The organism is Pseudomonas sp. MSSRFD41, assembly GCF_014230245.1.
Classification (GTDB): domain Bacteria; phylum Pseudomonadota; class Gammaproteobacteria; order Pseudomonadales; family Pseudomonadaceae; genus Aquipseudomonas; species Aquipseudomonas piscis.
In genome coordinates this window covers 93,199-120,120 of the sequence record NZ_JACKZK010000011.1, presented here as the reverse complement: position 1 = coordinate 120,120, position 26,922 = coordinate 93,199, and the positions used below count along the sequence as shown (strand labels likewise).

Sequence of the window (26,922 nt, the reverse complement as noted above, 5' to 3'; positions counted from 1 at the left end):
GGCGGTCCACGACAGGACGGCACATGACGGCACGGCCACGGGGCCTGGCAGCCCCGTCCTACAACAACAATCAAGGAGAGAGTCCCCATGCAGCTATCCACTATCGCCAGCGCTTGCCTGGCCAGTGCCCTGGCCTTGTCCGGCCACTGCGCCCATGCCGCCGACGACAGCGCCATGGAGCAGGCCCGCAAGCACATCGCCGAACAGGCCAAGGCCCTGGAACCGACACTGCTGGCAACCCGTCGCGATCTCCATGCCCACCCTGAACTGGGCAACACCGAACACCGCACTGCCGAGCTGGTAGCCACGCAGTTGCGCGCCCTGGGCCTGGAAGTCCGCACGGGCGTCGCCCGCACCGGCGTGGTGGCGGTACTCAAGGGCGGCCTGCCCGGCCCCACCGTGGCCTTGCGCGCCGACATGGACGCACTGCCGGTCAAGGAGGTCGCGGACCTGCCATTCGCCTCCAAGGCCAAGGGGCGCTACCTGGACAAGGAAGTGGACGTCATGCACGCCTGCGGCCACGACGCCCACACGGCAATCTTGCTGAGCACGGCGAAAGTCCTCAGCGACATGCGCGAGCGCCTGCCAGGCACCGTGGTGTTCTATTTCCAGCCCGCCGAAGAAGGCCCGAGCGATTTCATTCCCGACGGCAAGAACGTCTGGGGCGCGAAGATGATGGTGCAGGAAGGCGTGATGCAGTCGCCCAAGCCGGACGCGGTGTTCGGCCTGCATGTCTGGGCCGGGATTCCCGCCGGGCGCATCGCCTATCGCCCGGGCCCGACCCTGGCCAGCTCCGACGACCTGCGCATCCGCATCCTCGGCAAGCAGACCCACGCTGGTCGCCCCTGGGACGGCATCGACCCGATCACCGTCGGGGCCCAGGCCATCGTCGGGTTGCAGACCGTGGTCAGCCGCCGCACGGATATTTCGTCGTACCCGTCGGTGGTCAGCATCGGCACCATCAACGGCGGCACACGCTACAACATCATTCCCGAATCGGTGGACATGACCGGGACCATCCGCTCCTACGACTATGGCATTCGCCAGAAACTGCACAGCGATGTACGCCAGACCGTGGAGCGGATCGCCGAAAGCGGCGGCGCCAAGGCCGAGGTGAGCATCATCGAGAAGTACGACCCGACCATCAACGACCCGGCCCTGACCGAGAAGATGCTGCCGAGCCTGCGCTGGGCGGCCAAGGACGATGTGGTGCAAGGGCCGCTGGTGGGCGGCGCGGAGGACTTTTCCTTCTATGCCAAGCAGGCGCCGGGACTGTTCGTGTTCCTCGGCGTGACGCCCCGGGATCAGGACATGGCCAAGGCCGCGCCGAACCACAACCCGGGATTCTTCGTCGACGAGTCGGCGCTGGTGGTGGGCGTACGGACCCTGGCGTCCTTGACCACCGACTATCTATTCGCCGGGGCCAAGCCCTAAGCACCGTCCGGAGCAGCCCGCTGGCGTGGCAGCAGCGGGCTCAGGCCACATCCACGCCGACGTGGATCGCATCGTGGCGCCAGAACTCCAGGTCGCAATCGATCAGCCGCTGGTGCTGGTCGTAGTTGACCCGGGCGATGCGCAGCCCCGGGCTGCCCACCGAGACCTTGAGCGCCGCGGCCGCTTCCGGCTGCAGGGAAGTAGGCACGATCTCGAAACGCACCCGCCCGTAGTGCAGGTCGTAGTGCCGGGCATACAGCTCGGTGATCGACTGGTTCAGGTCCAGGTCGAGGATCTTCGGGAAGTACTGCGGATTCAGGTAATGCTCCACATACAGCACCGAACGCTCGTCGATCCGTCGCACCCGGCAGATCTGGATCACGCTGGACAAGGCCGGGAGTTGCAGCCAGGCGCAGACCGCCGCCGACGCCGGTTGCAAGCGCGCAGAAATCACCTCGGTGGACGGCACCCGGCCCTGGGCGCTGACCATGGCGTGGAAGTGGCTGCGCTGCATCAGGTTGTAGGCCAGGCGCGGCGGCGAAACGAACCAGCCCCGGCGCTCCTCGCGGTAGATCTGTCCCTGAGCCTCCAGTTGCAGCAGAGCCTCACGCACGGTGATCCGGGTAGTGGCGAACAGCTCGCTGAGCTTGCGCTCGGCCGGCAGCTTGCTTCCCGGCGCCAGCAAGCCATGGGCGATCTGTTCTTGCAGTACCTGGCCGATGGCTGTCACCGCCTTGGTTGCCTCTATACGCATCAACGTTACCTATCTGGACTAGACCAGCACTGTTCCAGTGCCTGGCAGTGACCCGGGCGGCCCCCTGCTCCTGACTGCAAAGCCTAGGCAACGCAGATGACTGATATGTGACAAAGCTTGCGAACGGCCCTGGGCCGGGGCTGCAATTTTCCCGCCAGGGCCTTTGAAAACGGGAGTTTTGCCATGGTCTACGCTTAGTTCGCAGTGTCGAGCCTGCGCCTGGTTCCAGGCGTTCGCAGCGGGCATCGACATAAAAGTGTCATCCAACAGGCTTAGATTGGCTCAGGTATTGCTGACCTAGACCAACCCACCGCAAGACTGTCGATCACAACGCAGCGTGGAACACGCCCAAAGGAGCTTCGGATGAAACAGCTTTTCCTGGCATCACTGTTAGGTTCGACCATCGCCATGTGCACCGCCGCCATGGCCGCTGACAACGATTTGAAAACCCTGGAAGCCGCTGCAAAGACGGAAGGCGCCGTCAACAGCGTCGGCATGCCCGATGACTGGGCCAACTGGAAAGGCACCTGGGAAGACCTGGCCAAGACCTACGGCCTCAAGCACATCGACACCGACATGAGCTCGGCCCAGGAAATCGCCAAGTTCGCCGCCGAGAAAGTCAATGCCAGCGCCGATATCGGCGACGTTGGCGCCGCGTTCGGCCCGATCGCCGTCAAGCAGGGCGTGGTCCAGCCCTACAAGCCAAGCACCTGGGCGCAGGTCCCGGACTGGGCCAAGGACCAGGACGGCAACTGGGCACTGGCCTACACCGGCACCATCGCCTTCATCATCAACAAGAAGCTGCTGCACGGTTCCGAAGCACCCAAGAGCTGGGCCGACCTGGAAAAGGGCAAGTACAAGGTCTCCATCGGTGACGTGAGCACCGCCGCCCAGGCTGCCAACGGCGTCCTGGCCGCCGCCATCGCCAAGGGTGGCGACGAGAAGAACATCCAGCCGGCGCTGCTGATGTTCGCCGAGATCGCCAAGCAGGGGCGCCTGTCCCTGGCCAACCCGACCATCGCCACCATGGAAAAGGGTGAAGTGGAAGTCGGCGTGGTCTGGGACTTCAACGGCCTGAGCTACCGCAACAAGATGGTCAACAAGGACGACTACGAAGTGCTGATCCCGTCCGACGGCTCGGTGATCTCCGGCTACACCACCATCATCAACAAATACGCCAAGCACCCGAGCGCGGCCAAGCTGACCCGCGAGTACATCTTCAGCGACGCCGGGCAGATCAACCTGGCCCGGGGCAATGCCCGCCCGATCCGCGCCGAACACGTCAACCTGCCGGCGGACGTCAAGGCCAACCTGCTGCCCAACGAGCAGTACAAGCACGTGACGCCGATCAAGGATGCCGAAGCCTGGGAGAAGACCTCCAAGGCCCTGCCGCAGAAGTGGCAGGAAGAAGTGATCATCAACATGCAGTAATGCTGCATCCGTAGGGGCGAGGCTTGCCCGCGATCCAGGCGCTGCGGTCTATCTTGAAATCGCAGCGACACCATCGCGGGCAAGCTCCGCTCCTACGAGATTGTTCGATCTTGCGGAGCCCTTGCCCCATGTCACACAACGTCATCCTTGTCGTGCTCGACGGCCTCAATCACCAGGTCGCCCGCCACGCCATGGGACATCTTCAAGCCTACGTCGGCGCAGGACGCGCAGCGCTGTACCAACTGGAATGCGAGCTGCCGGCACTGTCCCGCCCGCTGTACGAATGCATCCTCACCGGCGTGCCGCCGATCGACAGCGGCATCGTGCACAACCAGGTCTCGCGCCTGTCCACCCAGCGCAGCCTGTTCCATTACGCCCGGGCTGCCGGCCTGGGCACCGCCGCTGCCGCCTACCACTGGATCAGCGAGCTGTACAACCGTACGCCATTCAATGCAGCGCGGGACCGGCACACCGTCGCCCCTGAGTTGCCGATCCAGTACGGCCACTTCTACTGGAACGACCACTACCCCGACTCCCACCTGTTCGCCGATGCCGAGGACCTGCGCCTGCGCCACACTCCCAATCTGTTGCTGGTGCACCCGATGAACATCGACGACGCCGGCCACAAGCACGGCCTGGACAGCGCCCAGTACCGCAACAGCGCACGCTCGGCCGACCTCATCCTGGCCGACTACCTGCAAGGCTGGCTCGATGCCGGCTACCAGGTGCTGGTGACCGCCGACCACGGCATGAACGCCGATCGTTCGCACAATGGCCTACTGCCCGAGGAACGGGAGGTGCCGCTGTTCGTCATCGGCGAGGCCTTCAGCCTCGATCCCGGGGCCACACCGAAGCAGACCGAACTGTGCGGCACCATTTGCCAACTGCTCGGCGTACCCCACGACAAACCCTTCTGCCGGGAGCTGTTGAAGTGAATTCAGTGACCCGTGGCAAATGGCTGGCGGCCTTGTGCCTGGTGCCGTTCGCCCTGTTCTTCATCGTGTTCCAGCTGGCCCCGCTGGCGTGGGTGCTGATCAACAGCCTGCAGTCCGAGGAGTTCGGCTGGGGCCTGGCCAACTTCAACAAGATCTTCAGTTCGAAGTTCTACCTGCAGGCGATCCAGTACAGCCTGGAGATCAGCTTCTGGTCCAGCGTGTTCGGCATCGTCATCGCCGTACTGGGCAGCTACTCGCTGCGCCGGGTCGACTCCAGGCTGCGCAACTTCGTCAATGCCTTCGCCAACATGACCAGCAACTTCGCCGGCGTGCCCCTGGCCTTCGCCTTCATCATCCTGCTGGGCTTCAACGGTGCCATCACCATCATGCTCAAGCAGTCGGGGGTCATCCAGGACTTCAACCTCTACTCCAAGACCGGCTTGATCATCCTCTACACCTACTTCCAGATCCCGCTTGGGGTGCTGTTGCTGTACCCGGCTTTCGACGCCCTGCGCGAAGACTGGCGCGAATCCGCCGCCCTGCTGGGCGCCAGCGGCTGGCAGTTCTGGCGGCATATCGGCCTGCCGGTGCTGACCCCGGCGCTGCTGGGCACCTTCGTGATCCTGCTGGCCAACGCCCTGGGCGCCTATGCCACGGTCTACGCCCTGACCACCGGCAACTTCAACGTCCTGCCGATCCGCATCGCCGCCATGGTCTCCGGGGATATCTCCCTGGATCCGAACATGGCCAGCGCCCTGGCGGTGGTGCTGGTGGCGCTGATGACCCTGGTGACCATCGTCCATCAGCTGCTGTTGAAGAGGAGCTACCATGTCTCGCGCTGAATCCGGCTCCGCCGCCCTCTATCACCGGTTCGTGGTCTGGCTACTGTTCGCCATCCTGCTGTTGCCGCTGCTGGGGACCTTCGTCTACTCCATCGCCAGCAGTTGGTCGGCGACCATCCTGCCCAGCGGCTTCACCTTCAAGTGGTACCTGCAGTTGTGGAGCGACCCGCGCTTTCTCGCGGCCTTCGGCCAGTCGCTGCTGGTCTGCGTCGGCGCCCTGGTCTTGTCGGTGGTGCTGATCCTGCCGCTGCTGTTCGTGGTGCACTACCACTTTCCCAAGCTCGATGCGCTGATGAACATCCTGATCCTGCTGCCCTTCGCGGTGCCGCCGGTGGTGTCCTCGGTGGGCCTGCTGCAGTTGTACGGCTCAGGCCCCCTGGCCATGGTCGGCACGCCGTGGATCCTGATCGGCTGCTACTTCACCGTGGCCCTGCCGTTCATGTACCGGGCCATCACCAACAACCTGCAGGCGATCAATCTGCGAGACCTGATGGACGCCGCCCAGCTCCTGGGCGCCAGCACTTGGCAGGCGGCGCTGCTGGTGGTCCTGCCAAACCTGCGCAAGGGCTTGATGGTGGCGCTGCTGCTGTCCTTCTCGTTCCTGTTCGGCGAGTTCGTGTTCGCCAACATCCTGGTGGGCACCCGCTACGAAACCCTGCAGGTGTACCTGAACAACATGCGCAACAGCAGCGGCCACTTCACCAGTGCCCTGGTGATCTCCTACTTCTTCTTCGTGCTGGTCCTGACCTGGGCCGCCAACATCCTGAACAGGGACAAGAGCCAATGAGCTTCGTCGACGTGCAACACCTGCAAAAGCATTACGCGGGCACCACGGTGTTCAGCGATATCAACTGCCAGATCCACAAGGGCGAGTTCGTCACCCTGCTGGGCCCCTCCGGCTGCGGCAAGTCCACCCTGCTGCGCTGCATCGCCGGGCTGACGCCGGTGGATGCCGGCAAGATTCTCCTCGACGGCCAGGACATCGTGCCCCTGAGCCCGCAGAAACGCGGGATCGGCATGGTGTTCCAGAGCTATGCGCTGTTTCCCAACATGACCGTGGAGCAGAACGTCGCCTTCGGCCTGCGCATGCAGAAGGTCAACGCCGACGACAGCCACAAGCGGGTCAGTGAAGCCTTGCAACTGGTGGAGCTCAAGGACTTCGCCAGCCGCTATCCGCACCAGCTGTCCGGCGGCCAATGCCAGCGCGTAGCCCTGGCCCGCTCCCTGGTGACCCGCCCGCGCCTGCTGTTGCTGGATGAGCCGCTGTCGGCCCTGGACGCGCGGATCCGCAAGCACCTGCGCGAGCAAATCCGCAATATCCAGCGGGAACTGGGCCTGACCACCATCTTCGTCACCCATGACCAGGAAGAAGCGCTGACCCTGTCGGACCGGATCTTCCTGATGAACCAGGGCCAGATCGTCCAGAGTGGCGATGCCGAGACCCTGTACACCGCGCCGGTGGATGCATTCGCCGCCGGCTTCATCGGCAACTACAACCTCCTGGATGCCGAAAGTGCCAGCAAGCTGTTGCAGCGTCCGGTGAGCGGGCGCATCGCCATTCGTCCCGAGGCCATCGAGCTGCGCAAGGACGGCCAGCCGGACGCGCTGATCCGTAGCCACAGCCTGCTGGGCAACGTCATCCGCTATCGGGTCGAGGCCCGTGGCGTGGAACTGGTGGTGGATGTGCTCAACCGCTCGGCTGCCGACCTGCACGCCGATGGCCAGCGCCTGGCGTTATCCATCGATCCGAGCGCCCTGTGTGAGGTAGCTTGACGGCAGCGACAAGCTTCAAGTTATAGATAGACCGCTAAGCACCTAAATCCAATTCTTGCAGCTTGAAGCTTATAGCTTGAAGCTGTTCTCGGAGAGAACTGCACTAATGGCCCTGGCAATTTTTGATCTGGACGAAACCCTGATCCACGGCGACTGCGCCACCCTCTGGAGCGAGCAGATGGGGCGCCTGGGCTGGGTCGACAGCGAGTCGTTCATGCGCCGCAACAACGAGCTGATGGACGCCTACAGCCATGGCAAGCTGGCCATGGAAGAGTTCATGGCCTTCAGCCTCGAGCCCATGGCCGGGCGCAGTCCGGAGGATGTGGCGCATCTGGTGGAGCCCTGGGTCGAGGACGTGATCGAGCCGATCATCTTCAGCGATGCCTGCAAGACCCTGGCCGCCCATCGCCAGGCCGGCGACCGGATCCTGGTGATCTCGGCCTCGGGCACCCACCTGGTGAAACCCATAGCCCAGCGCCTGGGCATCGATGAAGTACTGGGGATCGAGCTGGAAGTGCTCAACGGCGTCTATACCGGCAATACCCTGGGCACCCTGACCTACCGCGAAGGCAAGATCACCCGCTTGCTGCAATGGCTGGAAACCGAGCAGGAAAGCCTTAAGGGCGCGACCTTCTATTCCGACTCGCGCAACGACCTGCCATTGCTGCTGCGAGTGGATCATCCCCAGGTGGTCAACCCGGATCCGGTACTGCGCGAGCATGCGCAGCAGGCCGGCTGGCCGATCCACCACTGGAAATGACCGCAGAGGGTCATGCCAATCCGGAGTCGATCACCAGGACCAGCTTGCCCGATACCTGGTTGGTGGCCAGTTCGGCGAATGCGGCTTCGGCATCCTCGATCGGGAACGTCCTGGCCAACTGGGGGCTCAAGCGCCCATCGCCGAACAGCGGCCAGACGTTCTGCCCCAGATCGCTCAGCAAGTCGGCCTTGAACTGATCGCTGCGGCTGCGCAAGGTCGAACCCAGCAGTTGGATCCGCTTGGCCAGCACCTTGGCCAGGTCCAGTTGCGCCTCGCGCCCGCCCATCAGGCCGATCAGCACCCAACGCCCATCGAGGGCCAGCAGCTTGAGATTATCGGCCGCGGAGCCAGCTCCCACCGGGTCCAGGACCACATCGAAGGGGGCGAAATCCCGCAGTGCATCCAGGCCATCGGTGCGTATCACGCCACCCTGGGCCCCCAGTTTTTCGCAGTAGGCCAGGCGCTCGGCGGAGCCGACACTGACCCAGCACGGACTGCCGAAGGCCTTGCACAGCTGGATCGCCGCCGAACCGACCCCACTGGCCCCGGCGTGCAGCAGCACCTTTTCCCCGGGCTTGAGCGCCGCCAGCTGGAACAGATTCAGCCAGGCCGTGGCGTAGACTTCCGGCAACGCCGCGGCCTCGACCAGCGACAATCCCTCGGGCACCGGCAGCACATGGCGCGCATCGACCACCACTTCCTCGGCCATGCCGCCACCGGCCAGCAGCGCACAGACCCGATCACCGATTTTCCAGGACGAACCCGGGCCGACTTCACTGATCACCCCGGAGCATTCCAGCCCCAGCACCTGGCTGGCCCCGGAGGGCGGTGGATAGAGCCCCGCGCGCTGCAGCAGGTCGGCCCGATTCAGGCCGGCGGCGGCCACGCGAATACGAACCTGGCCCGCATCGCAAGTCGGGCTTGGCTCTTCAACCCACTCCACATGACCTTCAACGCCTTGCAATGCTTTCACAGTGCCTCCATAGTGAGTCTGGACTGAGCCCGGAGGTTATAGCACCGGGCTTTTTGCATTATGCGACCGGCCCTGATGGAACCGGCGACTTCTAAGACGGCCTAATATGCGTTATCAATTGCCCCCGCGTCGAATCAGCATGAAGCATCTGTTCCCCAGCACCGCCCTCGCTCTTTTCATTGGTTTCGGCCTACTGCCGATGTCGACCACTACGCTCGCAGCCAATAGCTGGGACAAGCTTCAGCCTGATCGCGATGAGGTAATTGCCAGCCTCAATGTTGTTGAACTGCTCAAGCGTCATCACTACAGCAAGCCACCTTTGGACGACGCACGCTCGGTCATCATCTACGACAGCTACCTGAAGCTGCTGGACCCATCGCGCAGCTACTTCCTGGCCAGCGACATCGCAGAGTTCGACAGGTGGAAAACCCAGTTCGACGACTTCCTCAAGAGCGGCGACCTGAACGCAGGCTTCACCATCTACAAGCGCTACCTGGACCGGGTCAAGTCCCGCCTCGACTTCGCCCTGGCGGAACTGGCCAAGGGTGTCGACAAGATCGACTTCACCACCAAGGAAACCTTGCTGATCGATCGCAAGGAAGCGCCATGGCTCAAGACCACCGCCGAACTCGACGACCTGTGGCGCAAGCGCGTCAAGGACGAAGTGCTGCGGATGAAGATCGCCGGCAAGGAACCCAAGCAGATCCAGGAAACCCTGACCAAGCGCTACAAGAACCAGTTGGCGCGCCTGGACCAGACCCGGGCCGAGGATATCTTCCAGGCCTACATCAACACCTTCGCGATGTCCTACGACCCGCACACCAACTATCTGTCGCCGGATAACGCGGAAAACTTCGACATCAACATGAGCCTCTCGCTGGAAGGTATCGGCGCGGTGCTGCAAAGCGACAACGACCAGGTCAAGGTCGTGCGCCTGGTACCGGCAGGCCCGGCGGACAAGACCAAGCAGGTCGCCCCGGCGGACAAGATCATCGGTGTCGCCCAGGGCGACAAGGAAATGGTCGACGTGGTGGGCTGGCGCCTGGACGAAGTGGTCAAGCTGATCCGCGGCCCCAAGGGCACCCTGGTGCGCCTGGAGGTGATCCCGGCCAGCAATGCGCCGAACGACCAGACCAGCAAGATCGTGCCTATCACTCGGGAAGCGGTGAAGCTCGAAGACCAGGCGGTGAAGAAGTCGGTCCTCAACCTCAAGCAGGACGGCAAGGACTACAAGCTCGGGGTGATCGAGATCCCGGCCTTCTACCTGGACTTCAAGGCATTCCGCGCCGGCGATCCGGACTACAAGAGCACCACCCGTGACGTGAAGAAGCTGCTGACCGAACTGCAGAAAGAGAAGGTCGACGGCGTGGTCATCGACTTGCGCAACAACGGCGGTGGTTCCCTGCAGGAAGCCACCGAGCTGACCAGCCTGTTCATCGACAAAGGCCCCACCGTGCTGGTGCGCAACGCCGATGGCCGGGTGGACGTGCTGGAAGACGAGAACCCCGGTGCCTTCTACAAGGGCCCGATGGCGCTGCTGGTCAACCGCCTCTCGGCCTCGGCCTCGGAGATCTTCGCCGGCGCCATGCAGGACTACCATCGAGCGTTGATCATCGGCGGCCAGACCTTCGGCAAGGGTACGGTCCAGACCATCCAGCCGCTCAATCATGGCGAACTGAAGCTGACCCTGGCCAAGTTCTACCGGGTTTCCGGGCAGAGCACCCAGCACCAGGGCGTGTTGCCGGATATCGGCTACCCGTCGATCATCGATACCAAGGAAATCGGTGAAAGCGCGCTGCCCGAAGCCATGCCCTGGGACACCATCCGCCCGGCCATCAAGCCGGCAATGGACCCGTTCAAGCCGTTCCTGGCCCAGCTCAAGGCCGAACACGAAAGCCGCTCGGCGAAAGATCCGGAATTCGTGTTCATCCACGACAAACTGGCGCTGGCGCAGAAGCTGATGGCGGAAAAGACCGTAAGCCTCAACGAAGCCGACCGTCGCGCACAGCATGCCGACATCGAAGCCAAGCAACTGGCCCTGGAAAACATCCGCCGCAAGGCCAAGGGCGAAGAGCCGCTCAAGGAGCTGAAGAAAGAGGATGAGGACGCACTGGCCGCTGCCGAGCCGGACAAGACCAAGCCGGAAGACGACGCCTACCTGAGCGAAACCGGGCGCATCCTGCTGGACTACCTGAAGCTCAACACTTCGGTGGCCAAGCACTGAAGATGATGGCAATTTAATTCGATCGCTCCTCGGAGCGTCATCAAATAGTCATCATTCTGTCGTGAAATAAAGGACTGGGTGCCGCGCGCAACCGGTCCTTTTTTCATCGACAGAGATCGCCATGACCACGACCGAACAGCTCAGTGCATTGAGTTCAATCCTGGCTCAAAGCGGTTTGCACAGCCTGTTCCAACCAATCATTTCCCTCTCGGAACGCCGCATTCTCGGCTATGAGGCCTTGAGCCGCGGCCCCTCCAATAGCCCGCTGCACTCCCCTGTCACCCTGTTCGCCATAGCCCGCCAGGCCGGTCGTCTGAGCGAATTGGAAATCGCCTGCCGCCATAGCGCCTGCCGACGCTTCAGTGAGCAACTGCTGCCTGGCAAGTTGTTCCTCAACGTTTCCCCCGAGTCCCTGCTGGAAGCCGCCCACCAACCCGGGCGCACTCTGCAATTACTGCAAGACTTCGGCATCCCACCCAGCCAGGTGGTAATCGAACTCACCGAACAAACGCCCATCGACGATTTCCAACTGCTGCAGAACGCCCTGCACCACTATCGCGACATGGGGTTCTCGATCGCCCTGGATGACTTGGGGGCCGGCTATTCCAGCCTGCGCTTGTGGTCGGAACTGCGGCCGGATTATGTGAAGATCGATCGCCATTTCATCGACGGTATCCACCAGGATGCGCTCAAGCGCGAGTTCGTCGGGTCGATCCTGCAGATCGCCAAGGCCTCCCGGGCCAAGGTGATCGCCGAAGGCATCGAACTGGCCGAGGAACTGGCGGTGCTCACCGAGATGGGCGTCGACCTGGTCCAGGGTTACCTGCTGTGCCGGCCCCAGGAACAACCGTCCCAGGATGCCTGGGCGATGATGCCCAAGCACGACAACACCAGCGTGGCCTTGAATGACGAAGGCAGCGACCTCAGCGCCCTGCTCAACGACCAGCCGGCGGTGGCGCGCAACACGCCCACGGCCAACGTGCTGGAGGCCTTTCGCCGCCAGGCCAATCTCAACTCCCTGGCGGTTCTTGACGAGCAGGGCCAGCCCTGCGGAATCGTCCACCGACATTCGCTTTCCGATGCGCTGCTCAAGCCATTCGCCACCGACCTGTTCGCCCGCAAGCCCATCAGCCGGCTGATGAACGACGACTTCCTGGCCGTCGAACTGACCCAGTCGCTGCAACAGGTCAGCCGGCTGATCACCAGCCGCGCCAGGCAACGCATCGAGGAAGATTTCATCATCACCCTCAATGGCCATTACCTGGGGCTGGGGCGGGTGATCGATGTGCTCAAGCTGATCACTGAACTGAAGATCCAGCAGGCCCGCTACGCCAACCCCCTGACGCTGCTGCCGGGCAACGTCCCCATCCAGCAGTGCCTGACCCGCTTGCTCCAGCAGGGTCGTGAATCGGTGATCTGTTATGTGGATATCGACAGCTTCAAGCCCTTCAACGACATCTACGGCTATGGGCGCGGCGATGAGGTGCTGCTGTGCCTGGCGCAATGCCTGAATGACCGGGTGGACCCGAGCCGCGACTTCGTCGGGCATATCGGCGGGGATGATTTCCTGCTGGTGCTAGGGCCGGAGGACTGGCGCAAACGGCTGAATCAGTTGCTGGATGACTTTCACAGCCAGTGCCGGCGCTTCTATCGCAGCGAACACCTGGAAGCCGGTTGTTTCGTGGCGCCCAACCGCCAGGGAATTCGCCAGGAATTCCCCTTGCTGTCACTGTCCATCGGCGTGGTGCACCTGTATCCACAGGCCTGCGGGCAACTGGACTCCAGCCAACTGGCGGAGCTGGCCTCCCAGGCCAAGCACCATGCCAAGAACGTCCAGGGCTACAGCGTGCACGTGATCGACAGCCTGGAAGCCCTGGCCCGCCAGCGCACCGGAAACCTCAGTGCTGCGGACCTAGCTGCTCCAGCTTGAGGCTGGCCAGGGGATGTCCGGCCCGGGCCGAAAGTTGCCACCAGCGGGCAGCTTCGGCAGCATCGGGTGCCTTGCTGGCAGAGCCGGCCAGGCTGATCACCCCAAGCTGGTAGGCAGCCTTGGCATCGCCGGCCAACGCAGCCAGGCGCAACAGGCGGATCCCCTCCTCCCGCGCCCCGAGCCCCTGCCCACGGAAAAGCAGGATATGTCCATAGAAGCTTTGCGCGCCCACATTGCCCAGGTTGGCCATGCGCGCATACTGCCCCTCCATCCAGCGCCAGCTACGGGGCTGGCGGATGAACCAGGGCCAATGAAACAACCGGCGCGCCAGCCAATAGCCGGCCCGCGCCTTGAATCGCCAGAACATTCAAGCCTCCGCTGATTCGGGATATTCATACTCGAACACTCGCACCACTTCCGAGGCATGCCAGGACGCGGCGGCAACACCATCGGAAGGTCCGGAAAACCGCCCCAGGCGCTCCACGCACTCGAAGAATCCGGTACGCGGCAGGCGGCTGGCGCCCTGGCTGATGACCAGGGAACTGCGCAGCGGTTGCTCGGCTCGCGCATCCAGAGCCGCCAGATGCTCCAGCGCGGCCGTCAGGGTCTGCATCGCCGGGCTGGGCAACTGCAAGCGCTCCAGCAATGCACGGTAGGTTAAGAGATGGCGTTGACGCCGGGCTTGATCCAGCTCACCCAACAGCCCATCCCAGTGCTGACGACTGATCCTTACACTCACGGTTGCTCCCTCCACCCCGGCACCGTCAACTCCCAGGCCAGGCTGCGGCGAATAGCAGCGTCAGGCTGACGCTCGCCACTTTCAATCAGGGCCAGGTAAGACGGGCTGATGCCTACTTTGCGGGCCAGCGCCTCGATGGCGATGCCCTTCCCTTCGCGTAGATTGCGTAATTGATCCAGGCCCGGAAGATTCTGGGCCGGTGTCGCCGCCTGAGAAGCGGCAGCGGCTTGTTGTGCGTGTGCGGTGAGACCTGCGGCTTTTAACAACGCTTGATACTGAGCCCACGGCAGAACCGCATACTCGGGTTCGCCATCGCGTTCAATAATCTGGATATCCATCACCACCCCGTAGGAGTACGACACTTAAAGAGTCGGAATTTTCCTTAGAAGTGTAATCCTAACAGCGATAGCGGTCGCGCAGAGCATGATTGTCATCAGGTAACAGGGCCATTACCGGAGGTTTTCCCCGCCCCCTCCAGGCGCAATTGTTCGGCGGTGTCCGGCAGGCGCTCCACTACCGCCAGCTTTTCCGGTGTCTGGCGATTGCGCCAGGCGCGGAAGGCATCCAGCTCATCGCCCAGGGTCTTCATCAGCCAAGCCAGCACGGCGATGTCATCGAGCATGCCGAACAGCGGCAGGAAGTCGGGAATCGCATCCAGCGGGCTGAGGAAGTACATCAGGCCGGCAACCACCGACAACAGTGCCTTGGGACTGATCGCTCGATACTCGCCCCGCCAGTAGGCCAGGCACAACGCCTGCAACAGACGCAGGTCTTCCTTGACCTTGCCCAGGCGCTCACCCTGGAAAACGCCCTTGCTCGCCACGGCGAACAACAGCGTCGGCAAACGGCCACGCCCCAGGAGCCGAGCGGCCAGGGGCAGGAAGCGGGCAAAATTCCAGGGTGCTTTCATCTTCTCTCCCACTGAAATGTTATCCACACAAATTGTGGATAACCTTGTGAACAGAGCGCCTTTTCAACGCTGAAAGCCCCGTTTTACAAGGCCTGAACTCAGATCGGGCGTTTTTTACTCACATAAAAAACCCATCATTTCATTGACTTGGCAGGCTCCAGCGACTAGCTGCTGGCGTTCCACTGTTCTGACTGCCGACAACGTCGCCAGTTCGGATTTTTTACCATTGCCAGCCTGTAGAAACGACAACGCCCCGTAAGAACGAGGCGTTGTTGCAGACGTTGCAGCAGGTTACTTGGCTGCGTTCGGCTTGTCTTGCTTGGCTGGATCCTTGATACCCAGCAGTTCCAGCTCGAACACCAGCACCGAATTGGCGGGGATCGCCGGGCTTGGGCTCTGGGCGCCATAGGCCAGGTCGCTAGGGATATACAGCTTGTACTTCTCGCCGACATGCATCAGTTGCAGGCCTTCGACCCAACCCGGGATCACGCCGCTGACCGGCAGGTCGATCGGGCTGCCACGCTCTACCGAGCTGTCGAACACCGTACCGTTGGTCAGGGTGCCGGTGTAGTGCACGGTCACCACGTCAGTCGGCTTGGGCTGAGGGCCATCGGCCTTCTTCAGGACTTCGTACTGCAGGCCGGAAGCAGTGGTGGTGACACCAGTCTTCTTGCCGTTCTCTTCGAGGAATTTCTTGCCGGCGGCGGCCGACTCTTCACTCATCTTGGCCATGCGCTCTTCAGCGCGCTTTTGCAGTGCGGCAAAGGCCTCGATCAGTTCTTCGTCTTTGAGCTTCTGTTCTTTCTTGCCGACGGCATCTTCGATGCCCAGGGCCACGGCTTTGGAATCCAGGTCATCCATGCCTTCCTGGGCCAAGCTCTTGCCCATGTTCAAGCCGATGCCGTAGGAAGCTTTCTGAGCTGGGGTTTTCAGCTCTACGCTGGTCTGCGAGTCACAACCGGCGAGTACCAGGCTAACCAGGGCCACCGCCGCCGCCAACCGATGCTGTTTCATGCTATTTCCTTGTTCATGCGCCTAAAGGGCAATCGAATAAAGCCGCGAGCTTATCAGGCGGCCACGACCAATGGCTACCGGCATAAGAGCAGTAAACCGCTGATAAGTTCACGTCTTCAAACGCATTTCGTGGTCTGGGATATGCCCCGTCCGGATACATCGCGAGGCGTGTGAAAGAGCGCGAATAACCATAGCGCAAGTAATGGCTACTTGCCGCGTCAGATGAGCTCAGGCATAAGGGAGCGAAATTCGACAAGGAAGTACATCTTGCGCCTCATCTACCGTGTATTGCTGTTGATTGCCGTGCTGATCGGCATCGCCCTGGCCGTGGTCGCCTACTACACCGCCAATCCGAAGCTTCCCGACTATGTGCCTGCCGAAAAAGTGCACTACCTGGACCAATGGGACGCCCAGGATCGCCAGACGTATTACTTCACGCCCCAGGGTACCCAGGTCAAGGGTCTGCGCTATGACTGGTTCGTCGCCCTGGAACTGCCCTTTTCCGAGCAGCCCTTCGCCACCCCCGAGTACCTGGCGCGCTTCGGCTTCCTGGTGGAACCCGGGCAGAAAGCCACGGCGCAAAACCCCGGCAACTTGCCAGTAGGGTTCGCCCGCCACCAGAACCCGGGTAGCCAGGAGCAATACCTGGACATTACCTGCTCGGCCTGCCACACCGGCGAGTTGCGCTTCAACCGCCAGGCCCTGCGGATCGACGGCGGCCCGGCCCAGCATGTGCTGCCATCGAGCGTGCCGACCCTGCGCGGCGGCAGCTTCGGCCAGGCCCTGGTGGCCAGCCTGGCGCTGACCTACTACAACCCGTGGAAATTCGAACGCTTCGCCCGCAAGGTGCTGGGGGCGGACTACGAGCAACGGCACGAACAGTTGCGCAAGGACTTCAAGGTATCGCTGGACACCTTCCTGCGTACGGCCTGGAACGACACCCATCGCGGCCTCTACCCCACCGAGGAAGGCCCTGGCCGCACGGACGCGTTCGGCCGTATCGCCAACGCCAGCTTCGGTGATGCGATTTCCCCGACCAACTACCGGATCGCCAACGCTCCGGTGGACTATCCACAACTCTGGGATATCTGGACCTTCGACTGGGTGCAGTGGAACGGTTCGGCGCAACAGCCCATGGCCCGAAACATCGGCGAAGCCCTGGGCGTGGGCGCGACCCTGAACCTGTTCGACGCCAATGGCCAGCCATTGACCGGTGAGGCACGCTACCCTTCCAGCGTGCGCGTGCGCGATCTCAACCAGATCGAGGAAACCCTGCAGCGCCTCAAGCCGCCTACCTGGCCGGAGGCCTTGCTGGGCAATATCGACAAGCCCCTGGCCGCCAAGGGTCGCACCCTGTTCGCCAGCCACTGCGCCGGCTGCCATGTGCCCGCAGTTAGCGAGAACGACGGCCGACCGGTACAGCAGTTGAAGATGCTGCCGGTCTCGGTGATCGGCACCGACCCCAACTCGGCCAGCAACATCGCCGACCTGCGTTATGACCTGAGCGCCCTGCAATGGGACACCGCCGAGCTGGCCAAATCCAATGTCGAGCTGCATCCGCCCCCCACCGAGCCCCTGGACCTGCGGCAGATGTCGGCCGCCAAGGGCCTGGCGTACATCACCGCTTTCGTCGAGGAGCGCGCCTATCGCGATGCCCAGGTCACGCCCGAAGAACGTCCAAGGCTGGATGGCTACGGCCTGCCGATCGGCGTGCGCGAACTGCGTGCCTACAAGGCCCGCCCGCTGGCCGGGGTCTGGGCGACACCGCCCTACCTGCACAACGGTTCGGTGCCCAACCTCTATCAACTCCTGTCACCCCAGTCGGAACGCGCCACGACCTTCTACCGCGGGACCTTCGAGTACGACCCCAAGCACCTGGGCTATCGCCCGGAAGCGTTCAAGAACGGCTTCGAATTCGATACCCGGATCAGCGGCAACCACAACAGTGGCCACGAATTCCGCGCCGGCCAGCGGGGCAATGGGGTCATCGGCCCGCTATTGCAGCCTGAGGAGCGCTGGGCGCTGCTGGAGTACCTGAAAGTGCTGGGCGGACCGCTGGAGTCGCAACTGCCATGAAACTCGATCTTGCAAGCAAACGCCCTTCCCTGCCGAGCCGGCTCTGGCTGCGCCTGGGCGCGCTACTGGGCAAGCTGCTGTTGCTGCTGGTGGTGCTCGGCCTCGCGGGCTGGGCCTTGGCCAGTATCTGGTTCGCCTGGCAGCATCGCGGCCCGGTCGCGGCACAGGAACAGATCCCCGCGGACGAAGCGGCGCGCACCCAGGACATCATCCAGACCGCCGTGCGCATCGTCGACCAGCATCGCGAGGGGACCCGCTACCTGCGCGACGCCCATGCCAAGGCCCATGGCTGCGTGAAAGCCGAAGTCCAGGTAATCAAGGACCTGGCCCCGGAACTGCGCCAGGGGGTCTTCGCCAACCCGGGGCAAACCTGGCAGGCCACGGTGCGCCTGTCCAATGGCAATGCCTACCCGCAGTTCGACAGCATCCGCGATGCGCGGGGCATGGCGATCAAGCTGCATGAGGTCCCGGGTCGGCAGTTGATGGCTTCGGAGGCGGCGCGCCAGGAACAGGATTTCGTGATGTTCAATCATCCGAACTTCTTCGTCAGCGACGTGGCCGAGTACCAGCAGAACATCGCGGCCCAGGCCGACGGCAAGAAAGTCGGCGCCTTCTTCCCCGCCTGGGACCCGCGCACCTGGCAGGTCCGCCATTTGTTCATCGCCCTGGCGACCCTGGCGCCAGCACCGGCTAGCCCGACCCAGACCACCTACTTCTCGGTCTCGCCCTACAAGTTCGGCAAGGCCAACGCCAAGTTCCGGGTGATGCCGGACCCAGGCAGTTGCCCGGCCTATGATTTACCGGCACAGAACCAGGACCTGCCCAACTTCCTGCGTAGCGCCCTGGTCCAGCAATTGTCCACGGACCGGATCCCGGCGTGCTTCGTCCTGCAGGTACAGCGCCAGGATCCGAACCGTTTCATGCCGATCGAAGACACCAGTATCGAATGGGAGGAAACGGACGCCCCCTTCGAAACCGTGGCACGGGTGACGATTCCCGCCCAGGATTTCGACACTCCGGCGCAGAACCTGGCCTGCGACAACCAGTCGTTCAACCCTTGGTTCGGCCTGGAAGCCCATCGCCCTATCGGCGGCATCAACCGTCTGCGCAAGTCGGTGTACGAGGCCGTCAGCGACTACCGGCATAGTCGCAACGCCGAGCAGTAGGCGCACAAACGAAAAAAGCGGCCCCTGGGGCCGCTTTTTCATTCAAGCACTGGGTAAACCCCAGACAGCAAAAAGCCCGCGTTGAGCGGGCTTTTCGTGGTGACCTGGCGTTCAGTGTTCCAGGCTACCGGATATGGCGCAGCGGACGGGACTCGAACCCGCGACCCCCGGCGTGACAGGCCGGTATTCTAACCGACTGAACTACCGCTGCGCGTAGCGTTGAAAGTAAGTGGTGGGTGATGACGGGATCGAACCGCCGACATTCTGCTTGTAAGGCAGACGCTCTCCCAGCTGAGCTAATCACCCTTTACCTTCGTTGCGGGGCGCATTATGCCACAGAAATTCATAAAGTGTTGATTTAATTGATATTTTTATCAAAAAAATCTGAATCCCCATGGTTTTCCGCACGACCCGCAAAACCTCTTACAGCAAAAAGCCCGCGTTAGCGGGCTTTCCGTGGTGACCTGGCGTTCAGTGTTCCAGGTTACCGAATATGGCGCAGCGGACGGGACTCGAACCCGCGACCCCCGGCGTGACAGGCCGGTATTCTAACCGACTGAACTACCGCTGCGCGTAGCGTTGAAAGTAAGTGGTGGGTGATGACGGGATCGAACCGCCGACATTCTGCTTGTAAGGCAGACGCTCTCCCAGCTGAGCTAATCACCCTTCTCGTTCGGTGTGGCGCGCATTCTACGGAGCAGCCTGCGCTCTGGCAAGCACTTTTTATAATAATTTTTTCAGCCCTTCCAAAGGCTTAGCGAAGGGTTGGCCTGAGCGACAGCGAAGAGAATAATGCCCTCCTTTGTATAAAGGAGAGATTCACCCCATGTGGTTCAAAAACCTGCTGATCTATCGCCTGACCCAAGATCTGCCCGTTGATGCTGAGGCGCTGGAAACTGCACTGGCGACCAAACTGGCGCGTCCCTGTGCAAGCCAGGAGTTGACCACTTACGGTTTCGTCGCCCCTTTCGGCAAGGGTGAGGATGCTCCGCTGGTGCACGTCAGCCAGGACTTCATGCTGGTGGCGGCACGCAAGGAAGAACGCATCCTGCCCGGCAGCGTGGTCCGCGACGCGGTCAAGGAGAAGGTCGAGGAAATCGAGGCCGAGCAGATGCGCAAGGTCTACAAGAAGGAACGCGACCAGATCAAGGATGAAATCATCCAGGCCTTCCTCCCCCGCGCCTTCATCCGCCGTTCTTCGACCTTCGCCGCCATCGCGCCGAAACAGGGCCTGATCCTGGTGAACTCGGCCAGCCCCAAGCGTGCCGAAGACTTGCTCTCCACCCTGCGCGAAGTACTCGGCACCCTGCCGGTCCGGCCGCTGACGGTGAAGACCGCGCCGACCGCGATCATGACCGACTGGGTCAAGACCCAACAGGCCGCCGACGACTTCTTCGTCCTCGACGAATGCGAACTGCGCGATACCCACGAAGACGGCGGCATCGTGCGCTGCAAGCGCCAGGACCTGACCAGCGAGGAAATCCAACTGCACCTGAGCACCGGCAAGGTGGTTACCCAACTGTCCCTGGCCTGGCAGGACAAGCTGTCCTTCGTGCTGGACGACAAGATGGTGGTCAAGCGCCTGAAGTTCGAGGACCTGCTGCAAACCCAGGCCGAGGAAGAGGGTGGCGACGAGACCCTGGGCCAGCTCGATGCCAGCTTCACCCTGATGATGCTGACCTTCGGCGAGTTCCTCCCGGCGCTGTTCGAGGCCCTGGGCGGCGAAGAGATCCCGCAGGGTATCTGACGCCCTGGCCGGACAGCCCATCGCACCACACGCCACCGCCTTCGGTGGCGTTTTCATATATATGAGGAACAGGCCATGCGCGCACTGGTTGCACTGAGTCGCTTCGTCGGCAACACCTTCGCCTACTGGGTGCTGGTCTTCGCGGTACTGGCGTTTTTCCAGCCGACCTGGTTCATCGGCCTCAAGGCCGCCATTGTGCCGCTGTTGGGCTTGGTGATGTTCGGCATGGGCCTGACCCTGAAGCTCGAGGACTTCGCCGAAGTCGCCCGCCATCCCTGGCGAGTGGCCCTGGGGGTGGTGGCGCATTTCGTCATCATGCCCGGAGTGGCCTGGGCGCTTTGCCAGATATTCGAGCTGCCCCCCGAGATCGCCGTCGGGGTCATCCTGGTCGGCTGCTGCCCGAGCGGCACCGCGTCCAACGTCATGACCTGGCTGGCCCGGGGCGACCTCGCCCTGTCGGTGGCCATCGCCGCCGTGACCACCCTGCTCGCGCCATTGCTGACGCCTGCCTTGATCTGGCTGCTGGCTTCGGCTTGGCTGCCGGTGTCCTTCATGGAGCTGTTCTGGTCGATTATGCAAGTGGTGCTGCTGCCGATCGTGCTCGGCGTCATGGCCCAGCGCTTGCTGGGCCAGCGGGTACGGCATGCGGTGGAGGTGCTGCCGCTGGTGTCGGTGCTGAGCATCGTCATCATCGTCGCCGCGGTGGTCGCCGCCAGCCAGGCGAAGATCGCCGAGTCCGGCCTGCTGATCATGGCCGTGGTGATGCTGCATAACAGCTTCGGTTTCCTGCTGGGCTATTTCACCGGGCGCCTGTTCAAGCTACCGCTGGCCCAGCGCAAATCCCTGGCACTGGAGGTCGGCATGCAGAACTCCGGTCTCGGAGCCGCCCTGGCCAGTGCGCACTTCTCGCCATTGGCAGCGGTGCCCAGTGCCCTGTTCAGCGTCTGGCACAACATTTCCGGGGCCTTGCTCGCGACCTTCTTTCGCCGCATGGACGAACCCAGCGACGCCAAGGTGCAAGCACCAAACGCCGGCGCCTGAAAAACCTCTGCTACCCTGGTTGATTTGCGCAGTATAATGCGCAACGTGGGGACGACCCCGCCGCTCGAGTCGAGTGAGTATTTACGGGGACGACCCCATCAACCAATGAGGTCAGCATGTCCTGGATCATTCTGTTTTTCGCCGGCCTGTTCGAAGTGGGCTGGGCGGTTGGCCTGAAGTACACCGAGGGTTTCAGCCGTCCACTGCCCACTGCCTTGACCATCCTTGCCATGGCCATCAGCCTGGGCCTGCTGGGCCTGGCCGTGAAGGAGCTGCCACTGGGCACCGCCTATGCCATCTGGACCGGCGTCGGCGCGGTGGGAACGGTGATCGCCGGCATTATCCTATTCGGCGAATCCATGGCCTTGGTACGCCTGGCCAGCGTGGCCTTGATCATCCTCGGCCTGGTGGGCCTGAAAGTCAGCGCCGCCTGACGACACCCGCGCAGAAACAACAACGCCCGCGACATCGCGGGCGTTGTTTTATCCACCGATCACTCAGCGTCGCGTGCCCCGCAGCTCGCCCACCACCGTCTGCAACTGGGCCGGTTCCGCCGCCTCCACCGTGACTGGCGAGCCAGCCACCAGGGTGATCCGCGACCAGAAACGATGGAAGAACCCCTTGTTCGGGTCGCGGCTGAAGAAGCTCCCCCACAGTCCTTGCAAGGCCAAGGGAACCACCGGCACCGGGGTTTCCTCGAGAATCCGCGTCAGGCCGCCCTTGAACTCGTTGATCTCGCCATCGGCGGTCAGCTTGCCCTCGGGAAAGATGCACACCAGCTCACCATCGCGCAGGTACTCGGCAATCTGCTTGAAGGCCTTTTCGTAGGTCTCCAGGTCTTCATGGCGAGCGGCAATGGGAATGGTCCCGGCAGTGCGGAAGATGAAGTTCAGCACGGGCAGGTTATAGATCTTGTAGTACATCACGAAGCGAATCGGCCGACGCACCGCGCCCCCAATCAGCAAGGCATCGACAAAGGACACATGGTTGCATACCAGCAACGCTGCGCCTTCATCGGGAATCTGCTCCAGGTTGCGATGCTCCACACGGTACATGGAATGGCTGAGCAGCCAGATCATGAAACGCATGCTGAACTCGGGCACCACTTTGAAGATGTAGACGTTGACCGCGATATTGAGCAGCGATACCACCAGGAACAGGTGCGGAATGCTCAGCTTGGCCATGCTCAGCAGCACAATGGAGACAATCGCCGAAACCACCATGAACAGCGCATTGAGGATGTTGTTGGCGGCAATCACCCGCGCCCGCTCATGCTCCGGGGTCCGCGACTGGATCAGGGCATACAACGGCACGATGTAGAAACCGCCGAAGATTCCCAGGCCCAGGACATCCAGCAGCACCCACCAGGCATGGGAGAAACCCAGCACTTCGATCCAACCGTGACCGGTAGCACTCTCAGGAATACCGCCGGAGTGCCACCACAGGAGCAGGCCGAATATCGTGAGACCCAGCGAACCGAAGGGCACCAGCCCGATCTCCACCTTACGTCCCGAAAGCTTCTCGCACAGCATCGATCCCACGGCGATGCCCACCGAGAACACGGTGAGGATCAGGGTTACCACCGTTTCGTCGCCGTGCATCCATTCCTTGGCATAAGCCGGGATCTGGGTCAGGTAGATCGCCCCGACGAACCAGAACCAGGAATTGCCGACGATCGAGCGCGACACCGCCGGTGTCTGGCCCAAGCCCAGGCGCAGAGTCGCCCAGGACTGGCTGAAGATGTTCCAGTTCAGGCGCAATTGTGGAGTGGCCGCGGCCGCCCGGGGAATGGCCCGGCTGGCCAGGTAGCCCAGCACCGCGACGCCGATCATGGCAGCCGAGACGATCGCCGCGTAATGCGCCGAGGACATCATGATCCCGGCGCCGATGGTGCCCGCCAGGATCGCCAGGAAGGTCCCCATCTCCACCAGGCCGTTGCCGCCCACCAGCTCTTCTTCACGCAGGGCCTGGGGCAGGATCGAATACTTGACCGGGCCGAACAGCGCCGAGTGGGTCCCCATGGCGAACAGCGCCAGCAGCATCAACGACAGGTGATCGAAGGCGAACCCCACGGCCCCTACCACCATGATCACGATCTCTCCCAGCTTGATCAGGCGGATCAACGCATCCTTGGCGAACTTCTCGCCGAACTGCCCGGCCAGCGCCGAAAACAGGAAGAACGGCAGGATGAACAGCAAGGCGCAGAGGTTGACCCAGATCGAGCGGTCGCCCTCGATGCTCAACTTGTAGAGGATGGCCAGGATCAGCGACTGCTTGAAGATGTTGTCGTTGAAGGCGCCGAGGGACTGGGTGATGAAAAACGGCAGGAAACGCCGCTTGCGAAGCAAGGTGAACTGCGAGGGGTGACTCATCTTCCGTGTTCCTGAGTGGCGAGGATACTGTTATTGGAATGCCGAACATCGATCCAGGCCACACCTTACCTGTGTTTGCCGATTATTTATGTAGGCCGGCAATGCATGGCGAAACAAATAGCTCGCCTTTATAGGCGCCCTGCAGCGTGCGCTTGGCGACGATCAGCCACATCACCGCCAGGGCCGCCACCAGCACCGTCCCCACCACATTGAAGAACCCCAGGTGCAACGTGCTGCCCAACTTGAGGGTCGCCAGCGAGTACACGCCCAACGGGAAGGTGAATCCCCACCAGCCGAGGTTGAAGGGGATGCCTTCGTTCAGGTAGCGCCGGGTGATCAGCACCGCCATCAGCATCCACCACAGGCCGAAGCCCCACAGGGTCAAGCCTGCCACCAGCCCCAGGCCGGCGGCGATCTCGCCGATGCTCGGCAGGCCATTGGCGGCGAAGATCGCCGGGGCGTCCGCGCCCAGCACCAGCATGCCCAGGGCGCCGGTACCGATCGGCCCCAGGGCCAGCCAGCTGGAGGCGGCCATGCTTTCATGGGGCAGCTTGTGCAAGGCCATGCGCAGCAACAGGATGGTGAGGATGCTGAACGCCACCGGCAGCGAAAAAGCCCATAGCACGTAGCTGGTACTCAACATCACCAGCTGCGCGTGAGCATCCAGCAGATGCGGAGCCAGCAACCCACCGCTGGCCGCAGCCACCTCGGCCGCCACCACGGGCAGCAGCCAGACTGCGGTCATCTGGTCGATGCTGTGCTCCTGGCGGGTGAACATCATGTAGGGAATCAGCACCCCACAAGCCAGGGACATGGCCACATCCAGCCACCAGAGCACTTGGGCCGGCAGCAGCACCGCATCGCCCCAGTGGCCACGACCGAACAGCAACAAACCGTTGATGATGGTCGCCAGCCCCATGGGAATGGTGCCGAAGAACATCGAGACCGTGGAGTGTCCGAAGATCCGCTGCGCCTCATCGAAGAACATCACCCAGCGGGCGGTGTACATCGCGCTGAACAACAAGAACAGGACAATGGTCAGCCACCAGAAGCCCTCCGCCACCAGGCACAGCCCTGGGACCTCGGCTGGCCATTGGGCCAGGGCCAGGGCCAGGACACCGGTGCCCATGGTGGCGGCGAACCAGTTAGGGGTGAATTGGCGAATGGCTTCGCGGGGGTGTTGCAGATGGCTCAACGGCCGGCGGCCGGCCTTGACGCTTTGGCTACATGTCACGATGGGTTCTCCTGTCCTCGGAAGAGGTTGAGGCCATGGTAGAACCTAATCGAATATCTATATAACGGGTAATTTCTCTATCTGTTATCTGTTTTATAGATAAAAGACTCAGATACTGCCCTCGGATTCGATTACCAGCACTCGGGCGACACCCTGGGGATGAGCCACGTGTTCGGTTCCTACAGAGGCATGGAAGATATCGCCCACCTCCAGCAATACAGCCTGCTCCAGGCCATTGTCGCGATAGCGCATCTGCACCCGGCCATCCAGCACCACGAAAACCTCCTCCCCCGTATTGACGTGCCAGCGGTAGGGCTGGTCGGTCCAGTGCAGGCGCGTGCTGATGCCATTCATGCAGGCGATATCCAGGGCCGCCCAGGCGCGCTCGCCGACAAAGTCGACACTGCGAATGACCTTCATGAGCGGCACTCCACACAGGCGGCGAAACCCAGTCCGGGGCCATGCAAGAAGCGAAAGATCCAGGCCATGCCGGCCTCCTCGGGAGCAGGAAACGAGTGCCAATGCTGAGCCAGGGCAATGCGACAAAGAAGTGGCCCGATAGCCACGCTTCGATAGAATCAGGCCAATTTTTCCGAGCACCTGCGACATGCACAAGCCCATCCGCATTGCGGTAATCGCCTTTGACGGCATCAGCCCGTTTCACCTCTCGGTACCGTTGCTGGTGTTCGCAGAACACAACCAGCAACTCGAGCTGCCGAGCTTCCAGGTGCGGGTCTGCGCATTTGAACAGCCGCCGCTGCGCACGTCGGCCGGCTTCGATATCACCGCCCACCATGATCTGGATGAGCTGCGCGAGGCCGATGTGATTGTCATGCCGTCCTGGCGCGATAGCCTCGAGCGACCGCCACAGGAGTTGCTCGACGCCCTGTGCCACGCTCACGGGCGCGGGGCCCGGCTGCTGGGGTTGTGCCTGGGAGCCTTCGTCCTGGCGGAGACCGGCCTGCTGGACGGCCAGCCGGCCACGACCCACTGGCGCTGGGCGCCGGTCTTCGCCCAAAGGTATCCCCGGGTCGCCCTGGATGCCGATGTGCTGTACGCCGCAGCCGGCAACCTGCTGACATCCGCCGGCACTGTCGCCGGCCTGGATTGCTGCCTCTACCTGCTGCAACAGCTCTGTGGGGCGCAGGCCACCCACAAGCTGGCCCGACACCTGGTGATCGCCCCGCATCGCTCTGGCGGCCAGGCGCAGTTCATCGAACGCGCGATGCCCAAGGGTGGCGAACGGGATCGCATGGCGCCGCTACTGCAATGGCTGGAACAGCACTTTGCCCAAGAACACTCCCTGGACGCCCTGGCCGCGCGGGTGGCCATGAGCCGGCGCTCGTTCACCCGGCACTTTCGCCAACTGACCGGCACCACTGTCGGCCAATGGCTACTTGGACGACGCCTGAGCCATGCCCAACGCCTGCTGGAAACCAGCCAGCAAGGCATCGAGGCCATCGCCCTGGCTTCGGGTTTTACCAGTGCCCTGTCGATGCGCCAGCACTTCACGGGCGTGTTGCAGCTTTCTCCTTCGGCCTACCGGGCGCAATTTCGCCGCTCTTGA

The 26,922-nt window shown here is 62.6% G+C and carries 25 protein-coding genes and 4 tRNA genes; 15 read left to right on the top strand and 14 right to left on the bottom strand.

Features of this window, described 5'->3' with window-relative positions; all coding sequences use genetic code 11:
• Positions 1-87: 87 nt before the first annotated feature.
• The gene (locus H7A76_RS18130) at positions 88-1,434 is read left to right on the top strand and encodes an amidohydrolase (protein ID WP_185699756.1); all 1,347 of its coding nucleotides are present in this window, start codon (positions 88-90) and stop codon (positions 1,432-1,434) included.
• A 40-nt stretch (positions 1,435-1,474) separates the two neighbouring features.
• Here the strand turns inward: H7A76_RS18130 and H7A76_RS18125 are convergent, their stop codons facing one another.
• Positions 1,475-2,188: a UTRA domain-containing protein gene (locus tag H7A76_RS18125; protein WP_185699755.1), complete on the bottom strand. Its 714-nt coding sequence runs from the start codon at positions 2,186-2,188 to the stop codon at positions 1,475-1,477.
• Between the two features lie 363 nt (positions 2,189-2,551).
• On the opposite strand from H7A76_RS18125, the gene H7A76_RS18120 reads away from it, so the two are divergent.
• The 6 genes from H7A76_RS18120 (at position 2,552) to H7A76_RS18095 (ending at position 7,929) form a co-directional block, all read left to right on the top strand.
• Positions 2,552-3,619, top strand: coding sequence for an ABC transporter substrate-binding protein (locus tag H7A76_RS18120; protein WP_185699754.1), 1,068 nt, complete (start codon positions 2,552-2,554; stop codon positions 3,617-3,619).
• A 128-nt stretch (positions 3,620-3,747) separates the two neighbouring features.
• Positions 3,748-4,554 carry an alkaline phosphatase family protein gene (locus tag H7A76_RS18115; RefSeq protein ID WP_185699753.1) on the top strand — a complete coding sequence of 269 codons (807 nt, stop codon included), beginning with the start codon at positions 3,748-3,750 and terminating at the stop codon, positions 4,552-4,554.
• Positions 4,551-5,396 carry an ABC transporter permease gene (locus H7A76_RS18110; RefSeq protein ID WP_185699752.1) on the top strand — a complete coding sequence of 282 codons (846 nt, stop codon included), beginning with the start codon at positions 4,551-4,553 and terminating at the stop codon, positions 5,394-5,396. The genes H7A76_RS18115 and H7A76_RS18110 overlap by 4 nt, the downstream gene beginning before the upstream one ends.
• Positions 5,383-6,183 carry an ABC transporter permease gene (locus H7A76_RS18105; protein WP_068587409.1) on the top strand — a complete coding sequence of 267 codons (801 nt, stop codon included), beginning with the start codon at positions 5,383-5,385 and terminating at the stop codon, positions 6,181-6,183. The genes H7A76_RS18110 and H7A76_RS18105 overlap by 14 nt, the downstream gene beginning before the upstream one ends.
• The gene (locus H7A76_RS18100; RefSeq protein WP_185699751.1) at positions 6,180-7,169 is read left to right on the top strand and encodes an ABC transporter ATP-binding protein; all 990 of its coding nucleotides are present in this window, start codon (positions 6,180-6,182) and stop codon (positions 7,167-7,169) included. The genes H7A76_RS18105 and H7A76_RS18100 overlap by 4 nt, the downstream gene beginning before the upstream one ends.
• Positions 7,170-7,275: 106 nt before the next feature.
• A complete protein-coding gene (locus H7A76_RS18095; RefSeq protein ID WP_185699750.1) occupies positions 7,276-7,929 on the top strand; it encodes an HAD family phosphatase in 654 nt (217 codons plus the stop codon).
• A 10-nt stretch (positions 7,930-7,939) separates the two neighbouring features.
• Here H7A76_RS18095 and H7A76_RS18090 read toward each other — a convergent pair whose 3' ends face one another.
• Positions 7,940-8,902, bottom strand: coding sequence for a zinc-binding dehydrogenase (locus tag H7A76_RS18090; protein WP_185699749.1), 963 nt, complete (start codon positions 8,900-8,902; stop codon positions 7,940-7,942).
• 139 nt (positions 8,903-9,041) lie between these two features.
• Here H7A76_RS18090 and H7A76_RS18085 point away from each other — a divergent pair, with 139 nt between their 5' ends.
• Positions 9,042-11,126 (top strand): carboxy terminal-processing peptidase, encoded by a 2,085-nt coding sequence (locus H7A76_RS18085; protein WP_185699748.1) that lies wholly within the window; start codon positions 9,042-9,044, stop codon positions 11,124-11,126.
• Between the two features lie 121 nt (positions 11,127-11,247).
• Positions 11,248-13,056 carry a bifunctional diguanylate cyclase/phosphodiesterase gene (locus H7A76_RS18080; RefSeq protein WP_185699747.1) on the top strand — a complete coding sequence of 603 codons (1,809 nt, stop codon included), beginning with the start codon at positions 11,248-11,250 and terminating at the stop codon, positions 13,054-13,056.
• Here the strand turns inward: H7A76_RS18080 and H7A76_RS18075 are convergent.
• The 5 genes from H7A76_RS18075 to H7A76_RS18055 form a co-directional block, all read right to left on the bottom strand.
• Positions 13,025-13,423: a sel1 repeat family protein gene (locus H7A76_RS18075; RefSeq protein ID WP_185699746.1), complete on the bottom strand. Its 399-nt coding sequence runs from the start codon at positions 13,421-13,423 to the stop codon at positions 13,025-13,027. The genes H7A76_RS18080 and H7A76_RS18075 overlap by 32 nt on opposite strands.
• On the bottom strand, positions 13,424-13,795 hold the full coding sequence (locus H7A76_RS18070) for a hypothetical protein (protein WP_003179080.1): 372 nt from the start codon (positions 13,793-13,795) through the stop codon (positions 13,424-13,426).
• Positions 13,792-14,133 carry a helix-turn-helix domain-containing protein gene (locus H7A76_RS18065; protein WP_185699745.1) on the bottom strand — a complete coding sequence of 114 codons (342 nt, stop codon included), beginning with the start codon at positions 14,131-14,133 and terminating at the stop codon, positions 13,792-13,794. Before H7A76_RS18065 ends, H7A76_RS18070 begins: the two co-directional genes overlap by 4 nt.
• A gap of 95 nt (positions 14,134-14,228) precedes the next feature.
• The gene (locus H7A76_RS18060) at positions 14,229-14,705 is read right to left on the bottom strand and encodes a YkvA family protein (RefSeq protein WP_185699744.1); all 477 of its coding nucleotides are present in this window, start codon (positions 14,703-14,705) and stop codon (positions 14,229-14,231) included.
• Between the two features lie 291 nt (positions 14,706-14,996).
• Positions 14,997-15,719, bottom strand: coding sequence for an FKBP-type peptidyl-prolyl cis-trans isomerase (locus H7A76_RS18055; protein ID WP_185699743.1), 723 nt, complete (start codon positions 15,717-15,719; stop codon positions 14,997-14,999).
• 267 nt (positions 15,720-15,986) lie between these two features.
• Between H7A76_RS18055 and H7A76_RS18050 the strand changes: the two genes are divergently transcribed.
• Both H7A76_RS18050 and H7A76_RS18045 read left to right on the top strand, forming a co-directional pair.
• On the top strand, positions 15,987-17,795 hold the full coding sequence (locus H7A76_RS18050) for a di-heme-cytochrome C peroxidase (protein WP_185699742.1): 1,809 nt from the start codon (positions 15,987-15,989) through the stop codon (positions 17,793-17,795).
• Positions 17,792-18,961, top strand: a complete 1,170-nt coding sequence (locus tag H7A76_RS18045; protein WP_409519194.1) for a catalase family protein — start codon at positions 17,792-17,794, stop codon at positions 18,959-18,961. Before H7A76_RS18050 ends, H7A76_RS18045 begins: the two co-directional genes overlap by 4 nt.
• Positions 18,962-19,095: 134 nt before the next feature.
• Here H7A76_RS18045 and H7A76_RS18040 read toward each other — a convergent pair.
• From H7A76_RS18040 to H7A76_RS18025, 4 genes are all read right to left on the bottom strand, one after another.
• A tRNA-Asp gene (locus H7A76_RS18040) sits at positions 19,096-19,172 on the bottom strand.
• 19 nt (positions 19,173-19,191) lie between these two features.
• Positions 19,192-19,267 (bottom strand) — tRNA-Val (locus H7A76_RS18035).
• 188 nt (positions 19,268-19,455) lie between these two features.
• Positions 19,456-19,532 (bottom strand) — tRNA-Asp (locus tag H7A76_RS18030).
• Between the two features lie 19 nt (positions 19,533-19,551).
• Positions 19,552-19,627: transfer RNA gene (locus H7A76_RS18025), tRNA-Val, on the bottom strand.
• Between the two features lie 160 nt (positions 19,628-19,787).
• On the opposite strand from H7A76_RS18025, the gene rdgC reads away from it, so the two are divergent.
• From rdgC to sugE, 3 genes are all read left to right on the top strand, one after another.
• Positions 19,788-20,708 (top strand): recombination-associated protein RdgC, encoded by a 921-nt coding sequence (gene rdgC, locus H7A76_RS18020; RefSeq protein ID WP_185699741.1) that lies wholly within the window; start codon positions 19,788-19,790, stop codon positions 20,706-20,708.
• Positions 20,709-20,783: 75 nt separating this feature from the next.
• The gene (locus H7A76_RS18015) at positions 20,784-21,749 is read left to right on the top strand and encodes a bile acid:sodium symporter family protein (protein WP_185699740.1); all 966 of its coding nucleotides are present in this window, start codon (positions 20,784-20,786) and stop codon (positions 21,747-21,749) included.
• Between the two features lie 116 nt (positions 21,750-21,865).
• Positions 21,866-22,183, top strand: coding sequence for a quaternary ammonium compound efflux SMR transporter SugE (gene sugE / locus H7A76_RS18010; protein WP_185699739.1), 318 nt, complete (start codon positions 21,866-21,868; stop codon positions 22,181-22,183).
• 63 nt (positions 22,184-22,246) lie between these two features.
• On the opposite strand, the gene H7A76_RS18005 is transcribed toward sugE, so the two are convergent.
• The 3 genes from H7A76_RS18005 to H7A76_RS17995 form a co-directional block, all read right to left on the bottom strand.
• Entirely contained in the window at positions 22,247-24,121 is a 1,875-nt protein-coding gene (locus H7A76_RS18005) for an MFS transporter (RefSeq protein WP_185699738.1), read from the bottom strand.
• 82 nt (positions 24,122-24,203) lie between these two features.
• Positions 24,204-25,355: a TDT family transporter gene (locus H7A76_RS18000; protein WP_185699737.1), complete on the bottom strand. Its 1,152-nt coding sequence runs from the start codon at positions 25,353-25,355 to the stop codon at positions 24,204-24,206.
• Positions 25,356-25,463: 108 nt separating this feature from the next.
• Positions 25,464-25,775, bottom strand: coding sequence for a cupin (locus H7A76_RS17995; RefSeq protein WP_185699736.1), 312 nt, complete (start codon positions 25,773-25,775; stop codon positions 25,464-25,466).
• A 187-nt stretch (positions 25,776-25,962) separates the two neighbouring features.
• Between H7A76_RS17995 and H7A76_RS17990 the strand changes: the two genes are divergently transcribed.
• Positions 25,963-26,922: a GlxA family transcriptional regulator gene (locus H7A76_RS17990; RefSeq protein ID WP_185699735.1), complete on the top strand. Its 960-nt coding sequence runs from the start codon at positions 25,963-25,965 to the stop codon at positions 26,920-26,922.

Bases quoted from the DNA above. Each gene is read 5' to 3' on its own strand.
- H7A76_RS18130 (WP_185699756.1), top strand. From the start codon at position 88: ATGCAGCTATCCACTATCGCCAGCGCTTGCCTGGCCAGTGCCCTGGCC.
- H7A76_RS18125 (WP_185699755.1), bottom strand. From the start codon at position 2,188: ATGCGTATAGAGGCAACCAAGGCGGTGACAGCCATCGGCCAGGTACTG.
- H7A76_RS18120 (WP_185699754.1), top strand. From the start codon at position 2,552: ATGAAACAGCTTTTCCTGGCATCACTGTTAGGTTCGACCATCGCCATG.
- H7A76_RS18115 (WP_185699753.1), top strand. From the start codon at position 3,748: ATGTCACACAACGTCATCCTTGTCGTGCTCGACGGCCTCAATCACCAG.
- H7A76_RS18105 (WP_068587409.1), top strand. From the start codon at position 5,383: ATGTCTCGCGCTGAATCCGGCTCCGCCGCCCTCTATCACCGGTTCGTG.
- H7A76_RS18100 (WP_185699751.1), top strand. From the start codon at position 6,180: ATGAGCTTCGTCGACGTGCAACACCTGCAAAAGCATTACGCGGGCACC.
- H7A76_RS18095 (WP_185699750.1), top strand. From the start codon at position 7,276: ATGGCCCTGGCAATTTTTGATCTGGACGAAACCCTGATCCACGGCGAC.
- H7A76_RS18085 (WP_185699748.1), top strand. From the start codon at position 9,042: ATGAAGCATCTGTTCCCCAGCACCGCCCTCGCTCTTTTCATTGGTTTC.
- H7A76_RS18080 (WP_185699747.1), top strand. From the start codon at position 11,248: ATGACCACGACCGAACAGCTCAGTGCATTGAGTTCAATCCTGGCTCAA.
- H7A76_RS18075 (WP_185699746.1), bottom strand. From the start codon at position 13,423: ATGTTCTGGCGATTCAAGGCGCGGGCCGGCTATTGGCTGGCGCGCCGG.
- H7A76_RS18065 (WP_185699745.1), bottom strand. From the start codon at position 14,133: ATGGATATCCAGATTATTGAACGCGATGGCGAACCCGAGTATGCGGTT.
- H7A76_RS18060 (WP_185699744.1), bottom strand. From the start codon at position 14,705: ATGAAAGCACCCTGGAATTTTGCCCGCTTCCTGCCCCTGGCCGCTCGG.
- H7A76_RS18055 (WP_185699743.1), bottom strand. From the start codon at position 15,719: ATGAAACAGCATCGGTTGGCGGCGGCGGTGGCCCTGGTTAGCCTGGTA.
- H7A76_RS18045 (WP_409519194.1), top strand. From the start codon at position 17,792: ATGAAACTCGATCTTGCAAGCAAACGCCCTTCCCTGCCGAGCCGGCTC.
- rdgC (WP_185699741.1), top strand. From the start codon at position 19,788: ATGTGGTTCAAAAACCTGCTGATCTATCGCCTGACCCAAGATCTGCCC.
- H7A76_RS18015 (WP_185699740.1), top strand. From the start codon at position 20,784: ATGCGCGCACTGGTTGCACTGAGTCGCTTCGTCGGCAACACCTTCGCC.
- sugE (WP_185699739.1), top strand. From the start codon at position 21,866: ATGTCCTGGATCATTCTGTTTTTCGCCGGCCTGTTCGAAGTGGGCTGG.
- H7A76_RS18005 (WP_185699738.1), bottom strand. From the start codon at position 24,121: ATGAGTCACCCCTCGCAGTTCACCTTGCTTCGCAAGCGGCGTTTCCTG.
- H7A76_RS17995 (WP_185699736.1), bottom strand. From the start codon at position 25,775: ATGAAGGTCATTCGCAGTGTCGACTTTGTCGGCGAGCGCGCCTGGGCG.
- H7A76_RS17990 (WP_185699735.1), top strand. From the start codon at position 25,963: ATGCACAAGCCCATCCGCATTGCGGTAATCGCCTTTGACGGCATCAGC.